Here is a 16,101-nt window from a genome sequence, read left to right as displayed (position 1 = left end):
AGTCCGTCAGTCCGCAGCGGCCCTGTCCTTGCGCAGGCTCGCGAACAGCGACCACGCCATGCCCGCGAGCAACAGCAGGCCGACACCCAGCGCACCCCAGAGCCACCACTTGCGTGACGGGTCGTTCGGCGCCACCTCGGGAACGGGCGCGAGCGCGGCGGCTGCCACAGCGGCCTCCACCGCCGCCACAGGCAACGTAACCGAGGCGTCGTCCGCCACGACAGGCTTGTCCGCGGCGTAACCCGGTATCAGCGTCGACAACGCGAGCGGCGCACCCGGCACCGCACCTTGAACCGCGCCCTTGTCGGGCGCCGCGCTCCAGGCCAGCGAGAACGGCGCACCGCCCTGCGCCAGAAACACCAGCGTGCGCGGCGTGGCGCCCACCGCAATCGTCGGCGGCGTGGCGCCGAGCACGCTCACCGGGCCGGAAGTGCGCAGCCGCAGGCGCGAATACACAGCGCCGTCGAGCGCCAGCACCGGCGAACGCGCTTCGCCGCCGGCTTGCGCGAGGCGGTACACCACCGTGTCGAGCAGCGGCGCCTCGCCCGGGCCGATGGGCAGCGGCGTCGTTCGCCGTTGCTGGTGCCGCAATGCATAGAGCGGGTTGCGCGGCACGAACTGCGGCGGCGTTGCCGAAGCCGGCGCAGCATCGACCAGGCCCGACACGCCGACCTGCGCCAGCGTGTTGATGTCGGCCAGGTCGATGCGCAGGCTCTGCACCGGCAGGCCGCGCGGCAGCACGTAGTCGCAGTAGTCCTCTGCGCAGCGCTCCGGCTTCAACGCGCCGGACCATTCGATCGGCGCCACCGGCTCGACCTCCTGCACGCTGTCGATCTCCACCTTGGCGAGCGGCGCGCCTTGCTGTGGATCGCTCCAGCGCAGGCGCAGGAAGCGCGCGTGCAGGTTGCCCAGCTCGACCGCCATCCGCTCGATGGTCTGGCCGCCATGGGCCAGGCGCACCAACTGTTCCTCGCCACCGACCGGGCGCCATTGCCGCAGGTCATCGCTGGCTTCCAGCCGAAAGGCGAACAGGCCGCGCGCATCGGGCGCGACCTGGAAACGCGCCTGCAGCAGGCTGCCCTTGACCTGGCTCACGTCGATGAGCCATTGCGTCGCCTCGTTCGATTTGGCGGCGGGCTTGCCGTCCAGCGCCAGCGAGCCGTCCGGGCGCACGGTGAAAACCATCGCGGTGTCACCCGATGCGGCGTTGCCGGGCAACGCGAAGATCGGCACCGCTTGCGAAGCCGTGCGCGGTGCGGCGGCTTCGTTGCGCAACCAGGCGTAGGGCACCGCATGCCCGGCGGCGTTGTGCACCCGCAGGTCGCTCAAGTCGCCATACGCGGCGCGGCCGTAGATGGCGAGCGGCAGCGTCAGCCGGTGGTACGGCCCGGCGCCCTGCAGCGCGATGGGCGCAGTGGTGGTGGGCTGCGCCTGGGCCACGCTCGCCACAGCCGCCAGCGCGACGAGGACCACGCGAATCGAACGGCCGGTCATGCGACACCTCCTTCAGCCGGTGCCTTCTCTTTCAGCGCCGCCTCTTCCTTCTTCGGCGGCACAGGCGCGAAGTACCCCACGAGCAGCAGCAGCGCGCCAACGGCAATGAACGACACGATGCGGAACAGTCCGCCGCGGTCCGCCAGTTCGACGAAGAACAGCTTCAACACCACGACGCCGAGCAGCGCGGCACCCGCGATCCACAAGGTCCGCACCCGGCGCCCATGGCCGAGCACCATCGCGACCACACCGCAGATCGCCCAGGTGATCGACAGCGCCGCCTGCGTGAGCCATGAGGCGTAGAGCGCATCGAAGCGCCATTCCACGCCCGCGTAGTGATGGCAGGTGCGCAGCACCATGCCGGTCAGCAGCGCGAGGCCGGTGAAGCCGAGCGCGCCCTTCGCCACCATCGGCTGCACGCGCGCGAACGAGCCCTGCGGCAGAGCGCACCACCAGAGCACCAGCGCGAACAGCACGAGCCATTGCGCGAGTTCGAGCGGATTGAGCAGCGGCACATAAGGCAGCGGCGCCGCATTGCCAGGGCTGACGGCGTTGGTGACCCACACCCATGCGAGCAGGTACACCGCCACCGGCGTCGCGGCGAACTCCAGGTAGGCGCTGCGGTATTCGCTGAGCGGCCAGCGCTGCAGCAGCACGCGCGAGCGCAGCGCCCACAGCACCAGCGCCGGCACGATGGCCCAGCCCAGCAGCTGCCAGCTCGACCACTCGGCGCCGATGCGGCCGAGCTGCCATTGGCATTCACGCGCCGCGAGCAGCAGGAAGAGCCAGAAGCCCGCAACGTGGAACGGTGTCAGCGTCGATGCGTCGAGCCAGCGCTTCTGCGCACGCAGCAGGCGCAGGTGCCAGACGAGTGCCAGCGGCCAGGCGATCCAGCCGAGCGCGCTCGACGGCACGTAGAACAGCGTCGGACCGCCTGCGATGCCGTAGGCGGCGATCAGGCCGAAGCCGGGCAGCGTGGCGATCGTCGCCTGCCCGAGCTGCGACCAGTCGCGGCGGTGCGCCACGAGGGCGGACAGCACCGACGTCACCAGCACCACCGCCATGACGGCTGCGGGCACGTGGCTCGCCAACGCGTGGAGGTTCAGCACCCGGACGCTTTCGTCCAGCATGCCGAAGAGCCACCAGCCCAGGCCCCAGACCACCGGCACCCACAGCACGACAGGGTTGGCGCACCATGCATTGACCCAGCGCTTGCGCGCCACACCGGTGGGCTCGCCTGCGCGCGGCCGTGCCTCGTCGCGCAGCCAGTCGCCGGCCAGCAGCGCCGTGAGGCCCAGCACCACCGGCGTCCAGAAGCCCAGATGCCCGAAGGCGGGGCGCAGCACGCGCATGTCGCCGCCCATCTCCGCCAGCACGATGAAGAAGATCGCCGAGACCGCATGCAGCACGCCCGCGAACGCCGCGAGCGGCAGGTGCGCCATGCGCAGCGCCACCCACAGCACGACGGTGGCGGTCAGCGGCCACAGCAGCGCGGCCTGGCCAAGGCTGATCTGGAACAGCATCGCCAGGTGCAGCAGGCCCACGCCCGCGATCACGCCCACCACATTGCCGATCGACCACACGGGCTGCACACCGCGCGCCAGGGCCGCGCGGTGCGCCTGCAGCATCGACCAGGCGGCGCTGCCGAGCACGCTGAGCGCGATCAGGCACGCGGCCGCGGCGCCTTGCCAGCCGCTTTCGAGCGCCTGCTTCGCATCGAGCCCATCGCCCGCGCGATGCAGCGTGGCGATGAAGCCCGCCACCGCCAGCGCCTGCATGCCGAAGCTCACATACGTGAGCGGCAACAGCGCGAAGCGCACGGCGACAGCGAAAGTGACCGACGCGAGCACGGCCGTCGCGGCCGCGGCCCAGGGCGGCGTGAACCACTGCCACAAGAGCAGCGTGAGCGCGGCCATGCCAAGCCACGGCAAGGCGCTGCCGACGATGGCTTCGAGGCTGTCGCCCTCGTCGAGCTTCGCGCGACGGTGCATGGCCCACATCGCGAAGGCGCTCGCCGCGACCAGCAGCGGGCCGATCACCGAGCCCTGCAGCAGCGGATGCCCGGCGGCCCCATCGACTTGCGTGGCTTCCAGCAGCTTCCACACCGCACCGGCGAACACCAGGAACGAGAAGGCGCGCGCATAGACGCGCCCTTGCCGCGCGCCCAGCCAGTACATGCCGGCCGCCTCGACCGCCCACGCCGCACCGGTCCACTGCCCTTCGAGGCCGAGCGGAATCGCGAGCGTGCCGAAGATCACGCCGACGATGGCGTAGGCCTCCGCCAGCAGCGCGAGGCCCTTGGGCTGCGTGGCGAACACCAGCCGGCCCATCACGAGATAGAAGGCCGCGAGCGCCATCGCCGAGAAGGCGGCGCCGTACTCCCACGGGCGCATCAGCAGGTACTGCATGCCGAAGGCGACCATCGGCGTGCCGAACACCAGCGAGCTGTCGACCCGGCCCGCGCGGCGCAGCGTGTCGAGCGCGCGCGTAGCCAGCGGCTGCGCGGGCTGCACCGGCGCATCGAACAGCGTGCGGCGCGCGAAGAACAAGCCGATGGCGGTGAACAGCAGGAAGAACACGACGAGGAACGGCTGCACGGTGCCGTACTGGTCGTCGGTGTAGTACTTGTGCGCCCAGCCGGCCGCGAGCGTGAAGGTGCCGACAAAACCGATCAGGTTGAGCACGCGCCAGGCCTTGAACCAGGCGATCAGCACAATACCCACGTCGAGCACCAGCAAGTAAGTGAAGAGGCCCACCGGCTGGTTCGAGCCGGTCGATGCCAGCACCGGCGCCGCGAAGCCTTCGAGCGCCGCGACGATGGCGAGCAAGGGCGCGTGCTGCAGCACCGCAAGCGCGGCGCTGAGCACCGCCACGCCGAACAGGAACGCGAAGCCCACGCTGGCCGGCAGCAGGCCGCTGAGCTTCATGGCCGCGAGCGTCGTGAGATAGAAGACGCCGATGCCCGCGCCCTGCAATATCAGCGCATAGCCCGCGCGCTTGTGGCGCAGCAGCCAGCCCAGCACCAGGAGGCCCGCGCCCACCAGCGCGACCGCGGCGTAGCGCAGTTCGATCGGCACGGTGACGCGCTCGGCCGTATAGCGCAACAGGAAAGCCAGGCCGAGGAACAGGATCAGCACGCCGAGCTTGACCAGCATGTTGCCGCCGAAGATCAGGTTGGCGATCGGTGCGGGCAGGCGGTCGCGCAGTGGGACCGGTGGTGGGGGCGGCGGCGGGGGTGGGCGGCGAACCAGCGGCGGCACGGCGACCGGCGCAGGTGCGGCGACGGTTTCAGGCGGACGTGGCGCGGCGGGTTTGTCGACAGCGGGAACGACGGGGGCTGCAGGCGCCTCTGCGGCGGGCTCCTTGGCAACGACGACAGGTGGCGGAACCTGCATGGTCGAGATGCGAGGCCGCGGCATCTCGGCGGCGCGCGCGGTCGCCGGTTGGCCCAAGGGCAATGAAGGAGATTCGGCCACTGGCGCGCTGGCCATGGAGGTGGCGAGATCGCTGACCGGCGTGGCCGGTGTCACGGCGACTTCGCTTGCGCCCTGCGCGAGCCGGCGTTCGAGCTGGCTGACCCGCTCCTCGAGCTCGGTCACCCGCTGCTGCAGCTTCAGCACACCGCCTGCGGGTGCCGTCACGGCCGGCGTGCCGACGGTGCGGCCGTCCAGCAAGCCGCCTTCAGCCTCGGTGCGCTGCGGCGCATCTTTTTTCTTCTTGCCGAACAGCTGCGAGAACGCGTACGCGCCGACGAGTGCGAGGACCAGCGCCACGGGCACCGATTCGAACAGCGCCCCAATGAACAGGCCGGCAATCATGCCTATGAACCACATCCCTGACTCCCCATGTTTTGGCGAGTCCGGAGTGTACGGCTGATCCCGGCGAAAACCGGCCTGACGCCCGCCCGGCCTATGCTGTTAGCTATAGGTTTAGTAGCAGCTTCAGACCGGCGTGAGCTTGGCCACCGACAGCGCCAGCCACTTCACGCCGTGGCGGGTGAACTTGACCTGCGCCCGCGCGTCGTCGCCCGTGCCTTCGAGGGCGACCACCGTGCCTTCGCCGAACTTGTTGTGGAACACCTGCATGCCCGAGCGCAGGCCGTGCGACGGGGCCGTCTTCTGCGGCGGCACCGGCGGACTGGCGAAGGTGTCCTTGCTGCCGCCGTAGCTGCTGCTGCCACCGCTGTAGCCGCCGCTGCCGCCACGCGTGCTCGCGTAGCCGCCGCCATAGCCGAACGCTGACGGTGTGAAGCCCTGGTTCTTGGGCGTGAGCCACTTGAGCGCGCCTTCGGGCAGCTCGTCGAAGAAGCGGCTCTTGACGTTGTATCGGGTCTGGCCGTGCAGCATGCGGGTCTGCGAATGGCTCAGGTACAGGCGCTTGCGGGCGCGCGTGATCGCCACGTACATCAGGCGGCGCTCTTCCTCGAGGCTCTCGAAGTCGCTCATCGAGTTCTCGTGCGGGAACAGGCCCTCTTCCATGCCGGTGATGAACACGCAGTCGAACTCCAGTCCCTTGGCGGCGTGCACCGTCATGAGCTGCACCGCGTCCTGGCCGGCCTGCGCCTGGTTGTCGCCCGATTCGAGCGCGGCGTGCGTGAGAAAGGCGGCCAGCGGGCTCAGCGTTTCGCCGGTCTCGGCGTCGGGGGCAAGCGGCTCGTCGAGCACCGGGCGGGTGGGGTCGATGCCCTGGCTCGCGGGCGACTGGCGCAGCTCGTCGACCGGCAACGCCACCGCGTCGCGGCCGAAGCCTTCCTGTGTGACGAAGCTCTCGGCCGCGTTCACGAGTTCGTCCAGATTCTCCAGGCGGTCCGCGCCTTCGCGATCGGCCTTGTAGTGCTCGACGAGCCCGCTGTGGTCGAGCACCAGCTCGATGATCTCGCGCAGGCTCACGCCCTGGGTTTGTTCCCGCAGCACGTCGATCTTGGCGACGAAGCCGGTGAGGTTCGCGCCCGCCTTGCCGCCGACGACGCTGACCGCATCGTGCAGCGAACGCCCGGCCGCGCGGGCCGCGTCCTGCAGGGTTTCCAGCGTGCGCGCGCCGATGCCGCGCGGCGGGAAGTTGACGACGCGCAGGAAGCTGGTGTCGTCGTCCTTGTTCTCCAGGAGGCGCAGGTAGGCCAGCGCGTTCTTGATTTCGGCGCGCTCGAAGAAGCGGAGGCCTCCATACACGCGGTACGGCACCGAGGCATTGAAGAGCGCGGTTTCGATCACACGGCTCTGCGCATTGCTGCGATAGAGCACGGCCATTTCCTTGCGGTCGAAGCCGTCGCGCACGAGTTGGCGCATCTCTTCGACCATCCACTGCGCTTCGGCAAGGTCGGTCGGCGACTCGTACACGCGCACCGGTTCGCCCGGGCCCTGGTCGGTGCGCAGGTTCTTGCCCAGGCGCTTCTTGTTGTGGCTGATGAGCTCGTTGGCCGAGTCGAGGATGTTGCTGTAGCTGCGGTAGTTCTGCTCCAGCTTGATCTGGTGCTGCACGTCGAACTCGCGCACGAAGTCGGCCATGTTGCCCACGCGCGCACCGCGAAAGGCGTAGATGCTCTGGTCGTCGTCGCCCACCGCGATCACGCTGTTGTTGGGGTTCGGGGTGAACTGCCCGCCAACCGTGTGGCCCGAAAGCATCTTGATCCACGCGTACTGCAGGCGGTTGGTGTCCTGGAACTCGTCGATCAGGATGTGGCGAAAGCGCCGCTGGTAGTGCTCGCGCACCGGATCGTTGTCGCGCAGCAGTTCGTAGCTGCGCAGCATGAGCTCGCCGAAGTCGACCACGCCTTCGCGCTGGCATTGCTCTTCATAGAGCTGGTAGAGCTCGACCTTCTTGCGGTCGTCGTCACTGCGGATCTCGACGTCCTTCGGACGCAGGCCGTCTTCCTTGGCGCCGGCGATGAACCACTGGGTCTGCTTGGCGGGGAAGCGCTCGTCGTCGACGTTGAACTGCTTCATCAGGCGCTTGATGGCCGAGAGCTGGTCTTGGGTGTCGAGGATCTGGAAGGTCGAAGGCAGGTTCGCGAGCTTCCAGTGCGCGCGCAGGAGGCGGTTGCACAGGCCATGGAAGGTGCCGATCCACATGCCGCGCACATTGACCGGCAGGATCGCCGTCAGCCGCGTCATCATTTCCTTGGCGGCCTTGTTGGTGAAGGTCACGGCGAGGATGCCGCCGGCGGAGACCTGTCCCGTCTGGAGCAGCCAGGCGATGCGGGTGGTGAGCACCCGCGTCTTGCCGGAACCGGCGCCCGCCAGGATGAGCGCATTGCCCTGTGGCAGGGTGACCGCAGCGCGCTGCTCCGGGTTCAGGTTCTGCAGCAGCGGCAGTTCCGGGGGGTTGGCATCAGCCGCGAGATCGTTAAACAACATCCTGCGATTGTAGAAACCACCGCGTATGCGGGTTATACGAAGAACTGGAAGACCCGCCCTCGCGACACCGCGTAAAATCAATCACCGGGCCCAAGATTCTTGCGCCCGGTTTTTTGTGGGCGTTTCCTTTGCGGAATGCACCATGAAAGCCGGCCGGACCAAGCGCTCATTCGTTTCTTTCAACGATTCCTTTCAGGAGCCTGGTCATGCAGATTTTCGACTACGACAACATTCTTTTGCTCCCCCGCAAGTGCCGCGTGGAGAGCCGCTCGGAGTGCGACGCCAGCGTCACGCTGGGCGAGCGCACCTTCCGCCTGCCGGTGGTGCCGGCCAACATGAAGACGGTGGTCGACGAGTCGATCTGCCTCTGGCTCGCGCAGAACGGCTACTTCTACGTGATGCACCGCTTCGACCTGGACAACGTGAAGTTCGTCAAGGACATGCAGGGCAAGGGCGTGTTCGCCTCCATCTCGCTCGGCGTGAAGAAGCCCGACTACGAGACCGTCGACCAGCTGGTGGCCCAAGGCCTCACGCCCGAATACATCACGATCGACATCGCGCACGGCCATGCCGACAGCGTGAAGAACATGATCGGCTACCTGAAAGAGAAGCTGCCCAAGGCCTTCGTGATCGCCGGCAACGTCGGCACACCCGAAGCAGTGATCGATCTCGAGAACTGGGGCGCCGACGCCACCAAGGTCGGCATCGGCCCGGGCAAGGTGTGCATCACCAAGCTCAAGACCGGCTTCGGCACGGGCGGCTGGCAGCTGTCGGCGCTCAAGTGGTGCGCGCGCGTGGCGACCAAGCCGATCATTGCGGACGGAGGCATCCGCGACCACGGCGACATTGCCAAGAGCGTGCGCTTCGGCGCCTCGATGGTGATGATCGGCTCGCTGTTCGCGGGGCATGAAGAGTCGCCCGGGAAGACGGTGGACGTCGACGGCACGCTCTTCAAGGAGTACTACGGCTCGGCCAGCGACTTCAACAAGGGCGAATACAAGCACGTCGAGGGCAAGCGCATCCTCGAACCCATCAAGGGCAAGCTGGCCGACACGCTGGTCGAGATGGAGCAGGACGTGCAGAGCTCGATCAGCTACGCGGGCGGCCGCACGCTGATGGACATCCGCAAGGTCAACTACGTCACGCTGGGCGGCGCCAACGAGGGCGAACACCTGCTGATGTAAGCGCCCTGCCCCCGGGCAGTGTCGTTCAGGCTTCGAGCAGTTGCACCGCGTGGCGGTGCAGCGAGTGGGCCGGATCGGCGAATGCGTCGACCACGCCGAAGTGGTCCAGGCCCGGGAGCACCTCGCACACTGGCACTGCGTTGCGGCCCCAGGCATCGCGAATCATCGCGTTGTGGCGGATGAATTCGGGGCTCTCTTCGCCACCGACTGCCGCGTAGAGCTGGCCGCGTGGCGGCGCGGGCCAGAGCGCCGGGCTCGCGCGACGGGCATCTGCATCGGTCAGCTTGAGCGTGTGCTCCAGGAAGGGCGTACGTTGCAGCGGACGCAGGTCGTACAAGCCGGAAATCGAGAGCGCGTTGCGCACCAGTTGCGCGGGCAGGTCGGGCGCAACCGCCTTCCAATCGCAAGACAACACGGCCGCCGCCATGTGGCCGCCGGCCGAATGACCGGCAACCGTGATGCGCGAGGGATCGCCGCCATAGGCCGCGACGTGGCGCCAGGTCCATTCGAGCGCGCGCACCATCTGCAGCAGGATGCCCGGCACGGTGACGGGCGCCTCGACCGGTCCCGGGCACAACGCGTAGTTGGGCACGACGACGCAGATGCCGCGGTCGTTGAACGGCGGTGCAATGAAGGAATGCTGGCTCTTGTCCATGGCGCGCCAGTAGCCGCCGTGGATGAAGACCAGGACCGGCGCGTCGGGGATCGGCGCAGGAAAGATGTCGAGCGTCTCGTTCGGGCCCTCGCCGTAGCGCAGGTCGATCCGGCCGGGCAAGGCATCGCGCACCGCGGCCGATTCACGCGTCCATCGCTCGAAGTGCGCCGGGTGGTTTTTCACCCGCGCGAGATTGTTGTACATGCCTTCCAGCCAGGCGGGGTCGTAAGAGGCCATGCGATTGCTGCTCTTGGTTTTGCGAGGCGCGAATCTTGGCACGACAACGAGCGCGGGGACGGGAGTCTGGTTAGAATTTACGTCGTGTTGGGGGGTAGCTCAGCTGGGAGAGCGCCGCGTTCGCAATGCGGAGGTCGTGAGTTCGATCCTCATCCTCTCCACCAACCGATTTGAAAAGGCCTTGGCAACCGCCAAGGCCTTTTCTTTTTGGCGCTCAGGTGTCGAGCGTCAGGTGCTGGCCGTGCAATGCCACGGCTGCGGGCGATGCAAGGAAGCCGATGGTCTGCGCTGCGACCGACGTCGACACCCACTCGGCCGGATTGGCACCGGGCATCGCCTGGCGATTCGCCGGCGTATCCAGCACGCTCGGCGCGACGCTGTTCACGCTGACGCCGTGCGGTGCGGCTTCGGCAGCCATTGCTTCGACCAAACGCTGCAATGCGCTCTTCGATGCGATGTACGCAGCCATCGCCGGTACACCGCGCGCCGCAACCTTCGCCGTCACCGCGACGATGCGTCCGGCCTTGCGCTCGATCATCGAGGGCAGCACGGCCTGCGTCACAGCGACGAACGACCATGCGTTGAGATTCATCATCCGGTCCCAGCTCACACGCGACAGCGCATGCGTTGCCTCGCCCATCTCGAAACCGCCGGCGATGTGCACGAGCGCGTCGACGCGGCCGAAGGCCTTGAGCACCTGGCCGGTCAGTTCGGCCATCTCGGGCGCCGAGGTCACGTCGCCTGCGAGCAGCAGGTGCTGCGAGTTGTCCAGCCCCGGAAAGACTTCGGCCAGACGCCCCGCGTGGTGATCGACCAGCGCAAGGCGCGCGCCCTGGTCGAGGAAGTGCTGCGCCACGGCACGACCCAGCGCGCCTGCGGCACCGGTGATCACGACATGGGGTGTGGTGCTTGCATTGCTCATAAGAAAATGCTCCTGATTGAGGAGGGGCATGGCCCCGTTTGGTGGCGCATCCTAACGCCGCGGTTCACAAAATTTTTGGACACCGGAAAATTCTGGGATATACTCGTGGTCTTGCCTGAAAACGCTAGTCGCTTACAGCGCAGGGGCTCTTAGCTCAGTTGGTAGAGCAGCGGACTCTTAATCCGTAGGTCGAGTGTTCGAGTCACTCAGGGCCCACCACCAACATGGCGGAAACGCTGAAAAAGCCTGCTACCTCACCGGTAGCAGGCTTTTTTATTTGTCCGGCGGCATCGCACGAACCTGCTCAGCCGTTGCGAGCGATCCAGTCTTCGACAAAGCGCGCGAGCACGTTGCGCTTCTCGCTGACCTCCGCCATCAGGTACTGCCGCGCGTGCGTCTGCGCCAGTTCGTTCGACAGAAACCATTGCTCCCGCTCTGGGCTGCCTTGCGGTGGCGGCGTGCCCCAGGCCGCAATGAGCTTGCCGAGAAAAGCCTCGGTGACCGGCAGTCGCCCATCCGTCTTGCCGATGTCCGACAGCACATTGCGCGGCCCGCCGAGCGTGACGCGCGCCTGGACGATGTCACCCTCCGCGTGAATGGAGGCGCCGAGGCCGCCGACCTGATGCACCTGCCAGAGCTGCTCCGCCGAGGCATGGCGGATCCAGTTGTCGAGTGCGCGCGTCAAACTCTCGAGGATGATTTCTTGGTTCATATATGCACTATTTCACATTTACAAATGACGACTTCGGTTGACGGTGGCCCATGACCACAACGTCCGGTGCATGACATGGCATCTTGTACCCGCTGTCACACAGCACAACAATCAGGATTTCAGGGACATCACATCGAAGCAGAAAAAGCTCGTTGCACCCGCTTCGGCGGGTTATTTTTTGCCCTCCTCCATCCAGTGCGAACGGCGATGTCCGGTGACAACACAATCCACTGGCCCGGCAAAGTGATTTCCGGCCTGCGCTATATTTCTCCCATGGAAAAGGCTTCCGACATAGGCAAACCCACCGTCCCCATCGACCTGATCGGGCCGGAACACTGGGGTCGCTCCAGGCGCGGCAATGGTCGGGTCACCAAGGTACTTTGCGTCATCGTCGGCGGCCTCGCGGCTGCGGGGGTGATCGCCTATCGCTTCTTCGGCTTCGGGCGCTGAGCCTTTCGTCCGCACAAGAAAAAGCCCGCCGTCCGACGACAGCGGGCTTTTTGCATGAGGGTCGAGCCAATGCACAACGGCCTTCCCCTTACTGAAGCCGCGAGCCCTTGGGCAGCCGCCTCGCCAGCCACTCGTGCACGTCCGCGCGGATGTTGCGGCCTTCGAGCAGGAAGTTCTCGAAGCGGCTCGGCACGTAGGGCAGGTAGACCAGCGGCATGCCGGCTTCCTCCGGCGTGCGAGCAGCCTTCCTGTTGTTGCAGACGGCGCACGCGCTCACCAGGTTGGTCCAGGTCCACGGACCGCCGCGCGATTCGGGCAGCACGTGCTCGCATTGCAGGTCGCGCTCGTGGAACACGCCTGCGCAGTACGCACAGGTATGGCGGTCGCGCCGCACCAGCTTGCCCTTGGTGACGCCCGGCACCACGTCGAACAGGTTGATCTTCGACGCGCCGCACAGCGCGATGATGGGTGCCACGTCGATGCGCGACTGCACACCGCGCGCCACGTTGAAACCGCCGCGCAGCGTGGCCAGCGGCAGGACGCCGTCTTCCCACGCGACCGATCCGGTGGCGTAGTGCAGCACCGCCTGCTCCAGCGAAATCCAGGCTTGCGGCGTGCCCTGAATATCGAGTTGCAGGACGTGAGGGTGCATGGTGGCTCGCCTCCTTTTGCGGCGATGGGTGAATGGGTTGAAGAAGAAAAGATAAGGTGGGGTGCACGAACGGAATCGAACCGTCGTCAGCGGGACCACAACCCGCGGCTCTGCCGTTGAGCTACGTGCACCGTGAAACGAAACTCGATCGGCTGGCTACCACTCGCCCACTTCGCGCACGCGCTGATCGAGGTCGAGCACTTCGAGCAGACGCTCGCGGCCGGTCGAGGCCGACGGGTCATCGGCCACGCGCCTGCCGATGCCCAAGCGTTGTGCCAGTGCCAGCACCATGTGCCTGCGCGGCTGGGCCGGGCGCACGGTGATCATCCGGATCGGGGTGTTGCGCTTGCGCATGGTGACTCCCTGGTTGTGGTGACAGCAAAACAGAATGGCCCCACGTGCACGACTCGAACGTGCAACCCCTTGCTTCGTAGGCAAGTGCTCTGATCCATTGAGCTAACGCGGGATGAAAAGCAAAAACAAAAAAGTGTCCGGTTACGAGTTCCGGCGCCGCCCAATCTTTGCGGCCGGTTTCCGCGGAAGGACCATCTGCAATGGCCCGGTCCCGCTCGGGTTCGGTGCGAAAAAACGAATGACCGCTTTTCCATTTCGGTTGTGTCCTCACGCGACGGACAGCGCGCTGGGCGCTGCCCCGTACGACGTCGCTGCACAGAAGGGATCAGTTCCTGCACATCCCGCCAGACCGTCTACGCGGTGGGTTCTGGCGGTGTGGTGAAGGCACACCCGAAATGACAAAGCACGACAAACAAGAGCAAAAAAACAAACAAAAAGGCCCGGAAACCTTTCGGTGTCCGGGCCTCTGCTGGAGAGAGCTTGGAAGGTATGCGCCTATGCGCAACCTCCACCCGGTAGCACCTGATCCTCGAACTTGCCAACGCGCAGGCGGGCTGCGGTTTGCGTGGCATGCACGTAGCTCTGGCGCAGATTCGATTTCGACGACGGCATGCCGAACCCACCGCCACACGACCACACGCGCACGAACGCCCGGCCCGATGCGGGTCGAATGTTGGTGAGGGTCAATGCGGTGTTCACGATGGTTCCTGGTCAAAAATTGCCGCTGTCGGCTGTAAGGGGTTGGAAAAAAAGGACGGCTTGAGCCGCGAATGAGGGCAACTGTAAATAGTGTTTACGGCGACGTCAACAACCGGGACAATCTTTTCTTGTCTTGTTGTTGTTTTTGAACAGTGCCCAATACCACCGTCGCGCGCCGTCGCAATGTCCTTGCGCTGCATCGCCGCTTTCTCGAGGGCGCCGTTGCGGCAGGCCTGCCAGCCAAGGGGCTGGACCAGGCCTTCGCAAAGAAGATAGAAATCTCCCCCAGCATGTGGAGCCAGATCAAGAGCTCCCGGCCCATCGGCGACAACCTCGCGCGGCAGATCGAGCGGCATTGCGATGTGGAGATCGGCTGGCTCGACAAGGAAGACCGGCCCTCCGAGGTGCCCGATGCAGCGGAAGAGCGCTTCATCGCGGCCGCGCGCGAGGCGTGGCGCACGGCCAATGCCAAAGGCAAGCGAGAACTCAGCGGCTGGCTGAAGAAACACGCGCAGGACGCCGACCCAGCGCCCTGACGTTCAATTCGCCAATGCCGGTGCGTCGCGCAGGATCGCCGCGCGCATGTCGTCCGGAATGGCGACCGCGCGATGCGTCTCGAGCGATGTCGTCACGATCACCTGAGTCATCTGCATGCGCACTTCGCCGCTTTCGGCACCGAAGCAGCGCACCGCCAGCGTCATCGAGCGCGAACCCAGCCGCTCCACGGCGAGCCCGAGCATCACTTGATCGCCCATGCGGCTCACGGCGCGAAAGTCCACCTCGAGCTTCACGGTCGGTAGACCGATGCGGCGCTGCGCCACGAGCCCGTGGTAGCTCAGCCCCAGCCCTTCGTTGACCCAGTCTTCGACGAGCCCGTTGAGCATCACGAAGTACTGCGGATAGAACACGATGCCCGCCGGATCGCAGTCCGAAAACCGGATCAGCCGCGGTCGCCTGAACTCCGCACTCGCCGCCGCCAGGTCGACATGCGTGGCCTCGTCGCTCATGCTCAGCCCTCCTCGCCCGTCGCCTCGCCGCGCATCACGTGCACGCGCAGCAACCCGAGCTGGCTGTGCATCTGCTTGACCGTCTTCATGTCGAGGCCCGAGAACATCTCGAGGATCCACTGCTCGTGCTCGCTCGCCATCGTCTCGAAGGTGCGCCGCCCCGCGGGCGTGAGGCTCACGATCCATGCGCGGCGGTCGTCGGGGCTGGGGGCGCGTGCCACCATGCCTTCGCGCTCGAGCTCGTCGGTCAGGCCCGTCACGTTGCCGCCGGTCACCATGAGGTAGCGCGACAGCACGCGCATCTTGAGTCCGTCCTTGTAGCGGTGGAGCTGCGCCATGTAGTCGAAGCGCGCGAGCGAGATGCCGAAGCGCTCGCGCAGACGGCGGCGGATCTCGGCCTCGATCTGCGTGGTGCTCGCGAGCATGCGCAGCCACAGCTTGAGCATCGCGTGGTCTTCGTGACCGGCGCGTGCTTCGTGACCGAGTTCTTCGGCGTCGCTGAGCGCGGCGTGCGAGGCGTCGTTGCGTGTCATGTCACTTCTCCTCCCGAAACAGAGATCGACTGGCCGGTGACCGACGCCGCACCCTCGCCGCACAGCCAGCGCACTGCGTCGGCCACTTCGGATGGCTGCACGATGCGCTTCTGCGGATTCACGCTGGAGAACTCCGCCAGCGCATCGGCCTCGCTCCGGCCGGTCTTGCCGACCACGTTGGCGACGCTGTTGCGCAGGATGTCGGTGTCGGTATAGCCCGGGCACACGGCATTCACCGTGATGCCCTTGCGCGCCACTTCGAGCGCGAGCGAGCGCGTGAGGCCGATCACGCCGTGCTTGGCCGCGGTATAGGCCGAGACGTAGGCATAGCCCTTCTGCCCCGCCGTGCTCGCGATGTTGACGATGCGGCCCCAGCCGGCTTCAAGCATGTCGGGCAACGCCGCCTGCGCGCACAGGAAACTGCCGGTGAGGTTCACCGACAGCATCCGCTGCCAGAGCTCGACCGAGGTCTTGAGAAACGGCGCGCTCTCGGCGGCGCCAGCGTTGTTGACGAGGATGACAATCGGGCCACGCGCTGCACGGGCCTCTGCAAAGGCGGCCTGCACGCCCTCCGAATCGGCCACGTCGGCAGTTGCCACGCCATGCCCGCTGCCGGCCAGCGTATCGGCCACACGCTGGAGCGCTTCACGGTCACGCCCCAGCAGGGTCAGTACAGCGCCCTCGGCCGCCAGCGTGCGGGCGATCTCGGCGCCGATGCCGCGCGCCGCGCCGGTGACGAGTGCATGGCGGCCAATGAGTAGATTTGATTGCATACCTGAATTGTTTAGTTCTGAATCATTTTAGCGATGTCCGATAACCCGGACTGTCACCGCATGAAACAGCCCCTTC

The 16,101-nt window shown here is 66.5% G+C and carries 15 protein-coding genes and 4 tRNA genes; 5 read left to right on the top strand and 14 right to left on the bottom strand.

All coding sequences use genetic code 11. The features are described from left to right. Positions 1-6 precede the first annotated feature (6 nt). The 3 genes from GNX71_RS08510 to GNX71_RS08500 form a co-directional block, all read right to left on the bottom strand. On the bottom strand, positions 7-1,494 hold the full coding sequence (locus GNX71_RS08510) for a DUF3999 domain-containing protein (RefSeq protein ID WP_206177911.1): 1,488 nt from the start codon (positions 1,492-1,494) through the stop codon (positions 7-9). Then, complete coding sequence (locus GNX71_RS08505) at positions 1,491-5,327, bottom strand: DUF2339 domain-containing protein (RefSeq protein ID WP_206177910.1); 3,837 nt, start codon at positions 5,325-5,327, stop codon at positions 1,491-1,493. Before GNX71_RS08505 ends, GNX71_RS08510 begins: the two co-directional genes overlap by 4 nt. A 108-nt stretch (positions 5,328-5,435) precedes the next feature. Further along, positions 5,436-7,847, bottom strand: coding sequence for a UvrD-helicase domain-containing protein (locus GNX71_RS08500; RefSeq protein ID WP_206177909.1), 2,412 nt, complete (start codon positions 7,845-7,847; stop codon positions 5,436-5,438). Positions 7,848-8,053: 206 nt separating this feature from the next. Here GNX71_RS08500 and GNX71_RS08495 point away from each other — a divergent pair, with 206 nt between their 5' ends. After that, a complete protein-coding gene (locus GNX71_RS08495) occupies positions 8,054-9,031 on the top strand; it encodes a GMP reductase (protein ID WP_206177908.1) in 978 nt (325 codons plus the stop codon). Positions 9,032-9,056: 25 nt separating this feature from the next. On the opposite strand, the gene GNX71_RS08490 is transcribed toward GNX71_RS08495, so the two are convergent. Next, positions 9,057-9,923 carry an alpha/beta hydrolase gene (locus tag GNX71_RS08490; RefSeq protein ID WP_206177907.1) on the bottom strand — a complete coding sequence of 289 codons (867 nt, stop codon included), beginning with the start codon at positions 9,921-9,923 and terminating at the stop codon, positions 9,057-9,059. A gap of 89 nt (positions 9,924-10,012) precedes the next feature. Between GNX71_RS08490 and GNX71_RS08485 the strand changes: the two genes are divergently transcribed. Beyond that, positions 10,013-10,087, top strand: a tRNA-Ala gene (locus tag GNX71_RS08485). A 50-nt stretch (positions 10,088-10,137) separates the two neighbouring features. Here GNX71_RS08485 and GNX71_RS08480 read toward each other — a convergent pair. After that, entirely contained in the window at positions 10,138-10,845 is a 708-nt protein-coding gene (locus GNX71_RS08480; RefSeq protein ID WP_206177906.1) for an SDR family oxidoreductase, read from the bottom strand. Positions 10,846-10,988: 143 nt separating this feature from the next. On the opposite strand from GNX71_RS08480, the gene GNX71_RS08475 reads away from it, so the two are divergent. After that, positions 10,989-11,064: transfer RNA gene (locus tag GNX71_RS08475), tRNA-Lys, on the top strand. 85 nt (positions 11,065-11,149) lie between these two features. On the opposite strand, the gene GNX71_RS08470 is transcribed toward GNX71_RS08475, so the two are convergent. After that, positions 11,150-11,557 (bottom strand): hypothetical protein, encoded by a 408-nt coding sequence (locus tag GNX71_RS08470; protein WP_206177905.1) that lies wholly within the window; start codon positions 11,555-11,557, stop codon positions 11,150-11,152. A 75-nt stretch (positions 11,558-11,632) separates the two neighbouring features. Between GNX71_RS08470 and GNX71_RS08465 the strand changes: the two genes are divergently transcribed. Further along, a complete protein-coding gene (locus tag GNX71_RS08465) occupies positions 11,633-12,007 on the top strand; it encodes a hypothetical protein (RefSeq protein WP_206177904.1) in 375 nt (124 codons plus the stop codon). Between the two features lie 88 nt (positions 12,008-12,095). On the opposite strand, the gene GNX71_RS08460 is transcribed toward GNX71_RS08465, so the two are convergent. The 5 genes from GNX71_RS08460 to GNX71_RS08440 all read right to left on the bottom strand — a co-directional run bounded on the left by GNX71_RS08460 (position 12,096) and on the right by GNX71_RS08440 (position 13,712). Continuing rightward, complete coding sequence (locus GNX71_RS08460) at positions 12,096-12,659, bottom strand: HNH endonuclease (RefSeq protein ID WP_206177903.1); 564 nt, start codon at positions 12,657-12,659, stop codon at positions 12,096-12,098. A gap of 57 nt (positions 12,660-12,716) precedes the next feature. Continuing rightward, positions 12,717-12,790: transfer RNA gene (locus tag GNX71_RS08455), tRNA-His, on the bottom strand. Between the two features lie 25 nt (positions 12,791-12,815). After that, the gene (locus GNX71_RS08450; protein ID WP_206177902.1) at positions 12,816-13,013 is read right to left on the bottom strand and encodes a short-chain dehydrogenase; all 198 of its coding nucleotides are present in this window, start codon (positions 13,011-13,013) and stop codon (positions 12,816-12,818) included. A gap of 35 nt (positions 13,014-13,048) precedes the next feature. Further along, a tRNA-Arg gene (locus GNX71_RS08445) sits at positions 13,049-13,125 on the bottom strand. A gap of 383 nt (positions 13,126-13,508) precedes the next feature. After that, positions 13,509-13,712, bottom strand: coding sequence for a hypothetical protein (locus tag GNX71_RS08440; protein WP_144298954.1), 204 nt, complete (start codon positions 13,710-13,712; stop codon positions 13,509-13,511). Between the two features lie 152 nt (positions 13,713-13,864). Here GNX71_RS08440 and GNX71_RS08435 point away from each other — a divergent pair, with 152 nt between their 5' ends. Beyond that, complete coding sequence (locus GNX71_RS08435; protein WP_206177901.1) at positions 13,865-14,248, top strand: hypothetical protein; 384 nt, start codon at positions 13,865-13,867, stop codon at positions 14,246-14,248. Between the two features lie 3 nt (positions 14,249-14,251). Here GNX71_RS08435 and GNX71_RS08430 read toward each other — a convergent pair whose 3' ends face one another. Genes GNX71_RS08430 through GNX71_RS08420 form a run of 3 tightly spaced genes read right to left on the bottom strand, consistent with a single transcriptional unit; the run spans position 14,252 to position 16,025 of the window. Continuing rightward, positions 14,252-14,719: a thioesterase family protein gene (locus GNX71_RS08430; RefSeq protein WP_206177900.1), complete on the bottom strand. Its 468-nt coding sequence runs from the start codon at positions 14,717-14,719 to the stop codon at positions 14,252-14,254. Positions 14,720-14,721: 2 nt separating this feature from the next. After that, positions 14,722-15,252 carry a MarR family transcriptional regulator gene (locus tag GNX71_RS08425; RefSeq protein WP_206177899.1) on the bottom strand — a complete coding sequence of 177 codons (531 nt, stop codon included), beginning with the start codon at positions 15,250-15,252 and terminating at the stop codon, positions 14,722-14,724. Next, the gene (locus tag GNX71_RS08420; protein WP_206177898.1) at positions 15,249-16,025 is read right to left on the bottom strand and encodes an SDR family NAD(P)-dependent oxidoreductase; all 777 of its coding nucleotides are present in this window, start codon (positions 16,023-16,025) and stop codon (positions 15,249-15,251) included. The genes GNX71_RS08425 and GNX71_RS08420 overlap by 4 nt, the downstream gene beginning before the upstream one ends. Between the last annotated feature and the right edge of the window lie 76 nt (positions 16,026-16,101).

The organism is Variovorax sp. RKNM96 (genome assembly GCF_017161115.1).
Lineage (GTDB): Bacteria > Pseudomonadota > Gammaproteobacteria > Burkholderiales > Burkholderiaceae_C > Variovorax.
This window is presented reverse-complemented; position numbering and strand designations above follow the sequence as displayed.

Bases quoted from the DNA above. Each gene is read 5' to 3' on its own strand.
- GNX71_RS08465 (WP_206177904.1), top strand. From the start codon at position 11,633: ATGGCATCTTGTACCCGCTGTCACACAGCACAACAATCAGGATTTCAG.
- GNX71_RS08430 (WP_206177900.1), bottom strand. From the start codon at position 14,719: ATGAGCGACGAGGCCACGCATGTCGACCTGGCGGCGGCGAGTGCGGAG.
- GNX71_RS08450 (WP_206177902.1), bottom strand. From the start codon at position 13,013: ATGCGCAAGCGCAACACCCCGATCCGGATGATCACCGTGCGCCCGGCC.
- GNX71_RS08470 (WP_206177905.1), bottom strand. From the start codon at position 11,557: ATGAACCAAGAAATCATCCTCGAGAGTTTGACGCGCGCACTCGACAAC.
- GNX71_RS08510 (WP_206177911.1), bottom strand. From the start codon at position 1,494: ATGACCGGCCGTTCGATTCGCGTGGTCCTCGTCGCGCTGGCGGCTGTG.
- GNX71_RS08420 (WP_206177898.1), bottom strand. From the start codon at position 16,025: ATGCAATCAAATCTACTCATTGGCCGCCATGCACTCGTCACCGGCGCG.
- GNX71_RS08460 (WP_206177903.1), bottom strand. From the start codon at position 12,659: ATGCACCCTCACGTCCTGCAACTCGATATTCAGGGCACGCCGCAAGCC.
- GNX71_RS08495 (WP_206177908.1), top strand. From the start codon at position 8,054: ATGCAGATTTTCGACTACGACAACATTCTTTTGCTCCCCCGCAAGTGC.
- GNX71_RS08505 (WP_206177910.1), bottom strand. From the start codon at position 5,327: ATGTGGTTCATAGGCATGATTGCCGGCCTGTTCATTGGGGCGCTGTTC.
- GNX71_RS08480 (WP_206177906.1), bottom strand. From the start codon at position 10,845: ATGAGCAATGCAAGCACCACACCCCATGTCGTGATCACCGGTGCCGCA.
- GNX71_RS08425 (WP_206177899.1), bottom strand. From the start codon at position 15,252: ATGACACGCAACGACGCCTCGCACGCCGCGCTCAGCGACGCCGAAGAA.
- GNX71_RS08500 (WP_206177909.1), bottom strand. From the start codon at position 7,847: ATGTTGTTTAACGATCTCGCGGCTGATGCCAACCCCCCGGAACTGCCG.
- GNX71_RS08490 (WP_206177907.1), bottom strand. From the start codon at position 9,923: ATGGCCTCTTACGACCCCGCCTGGCTGGAAGGCATGTACAACAATCTC.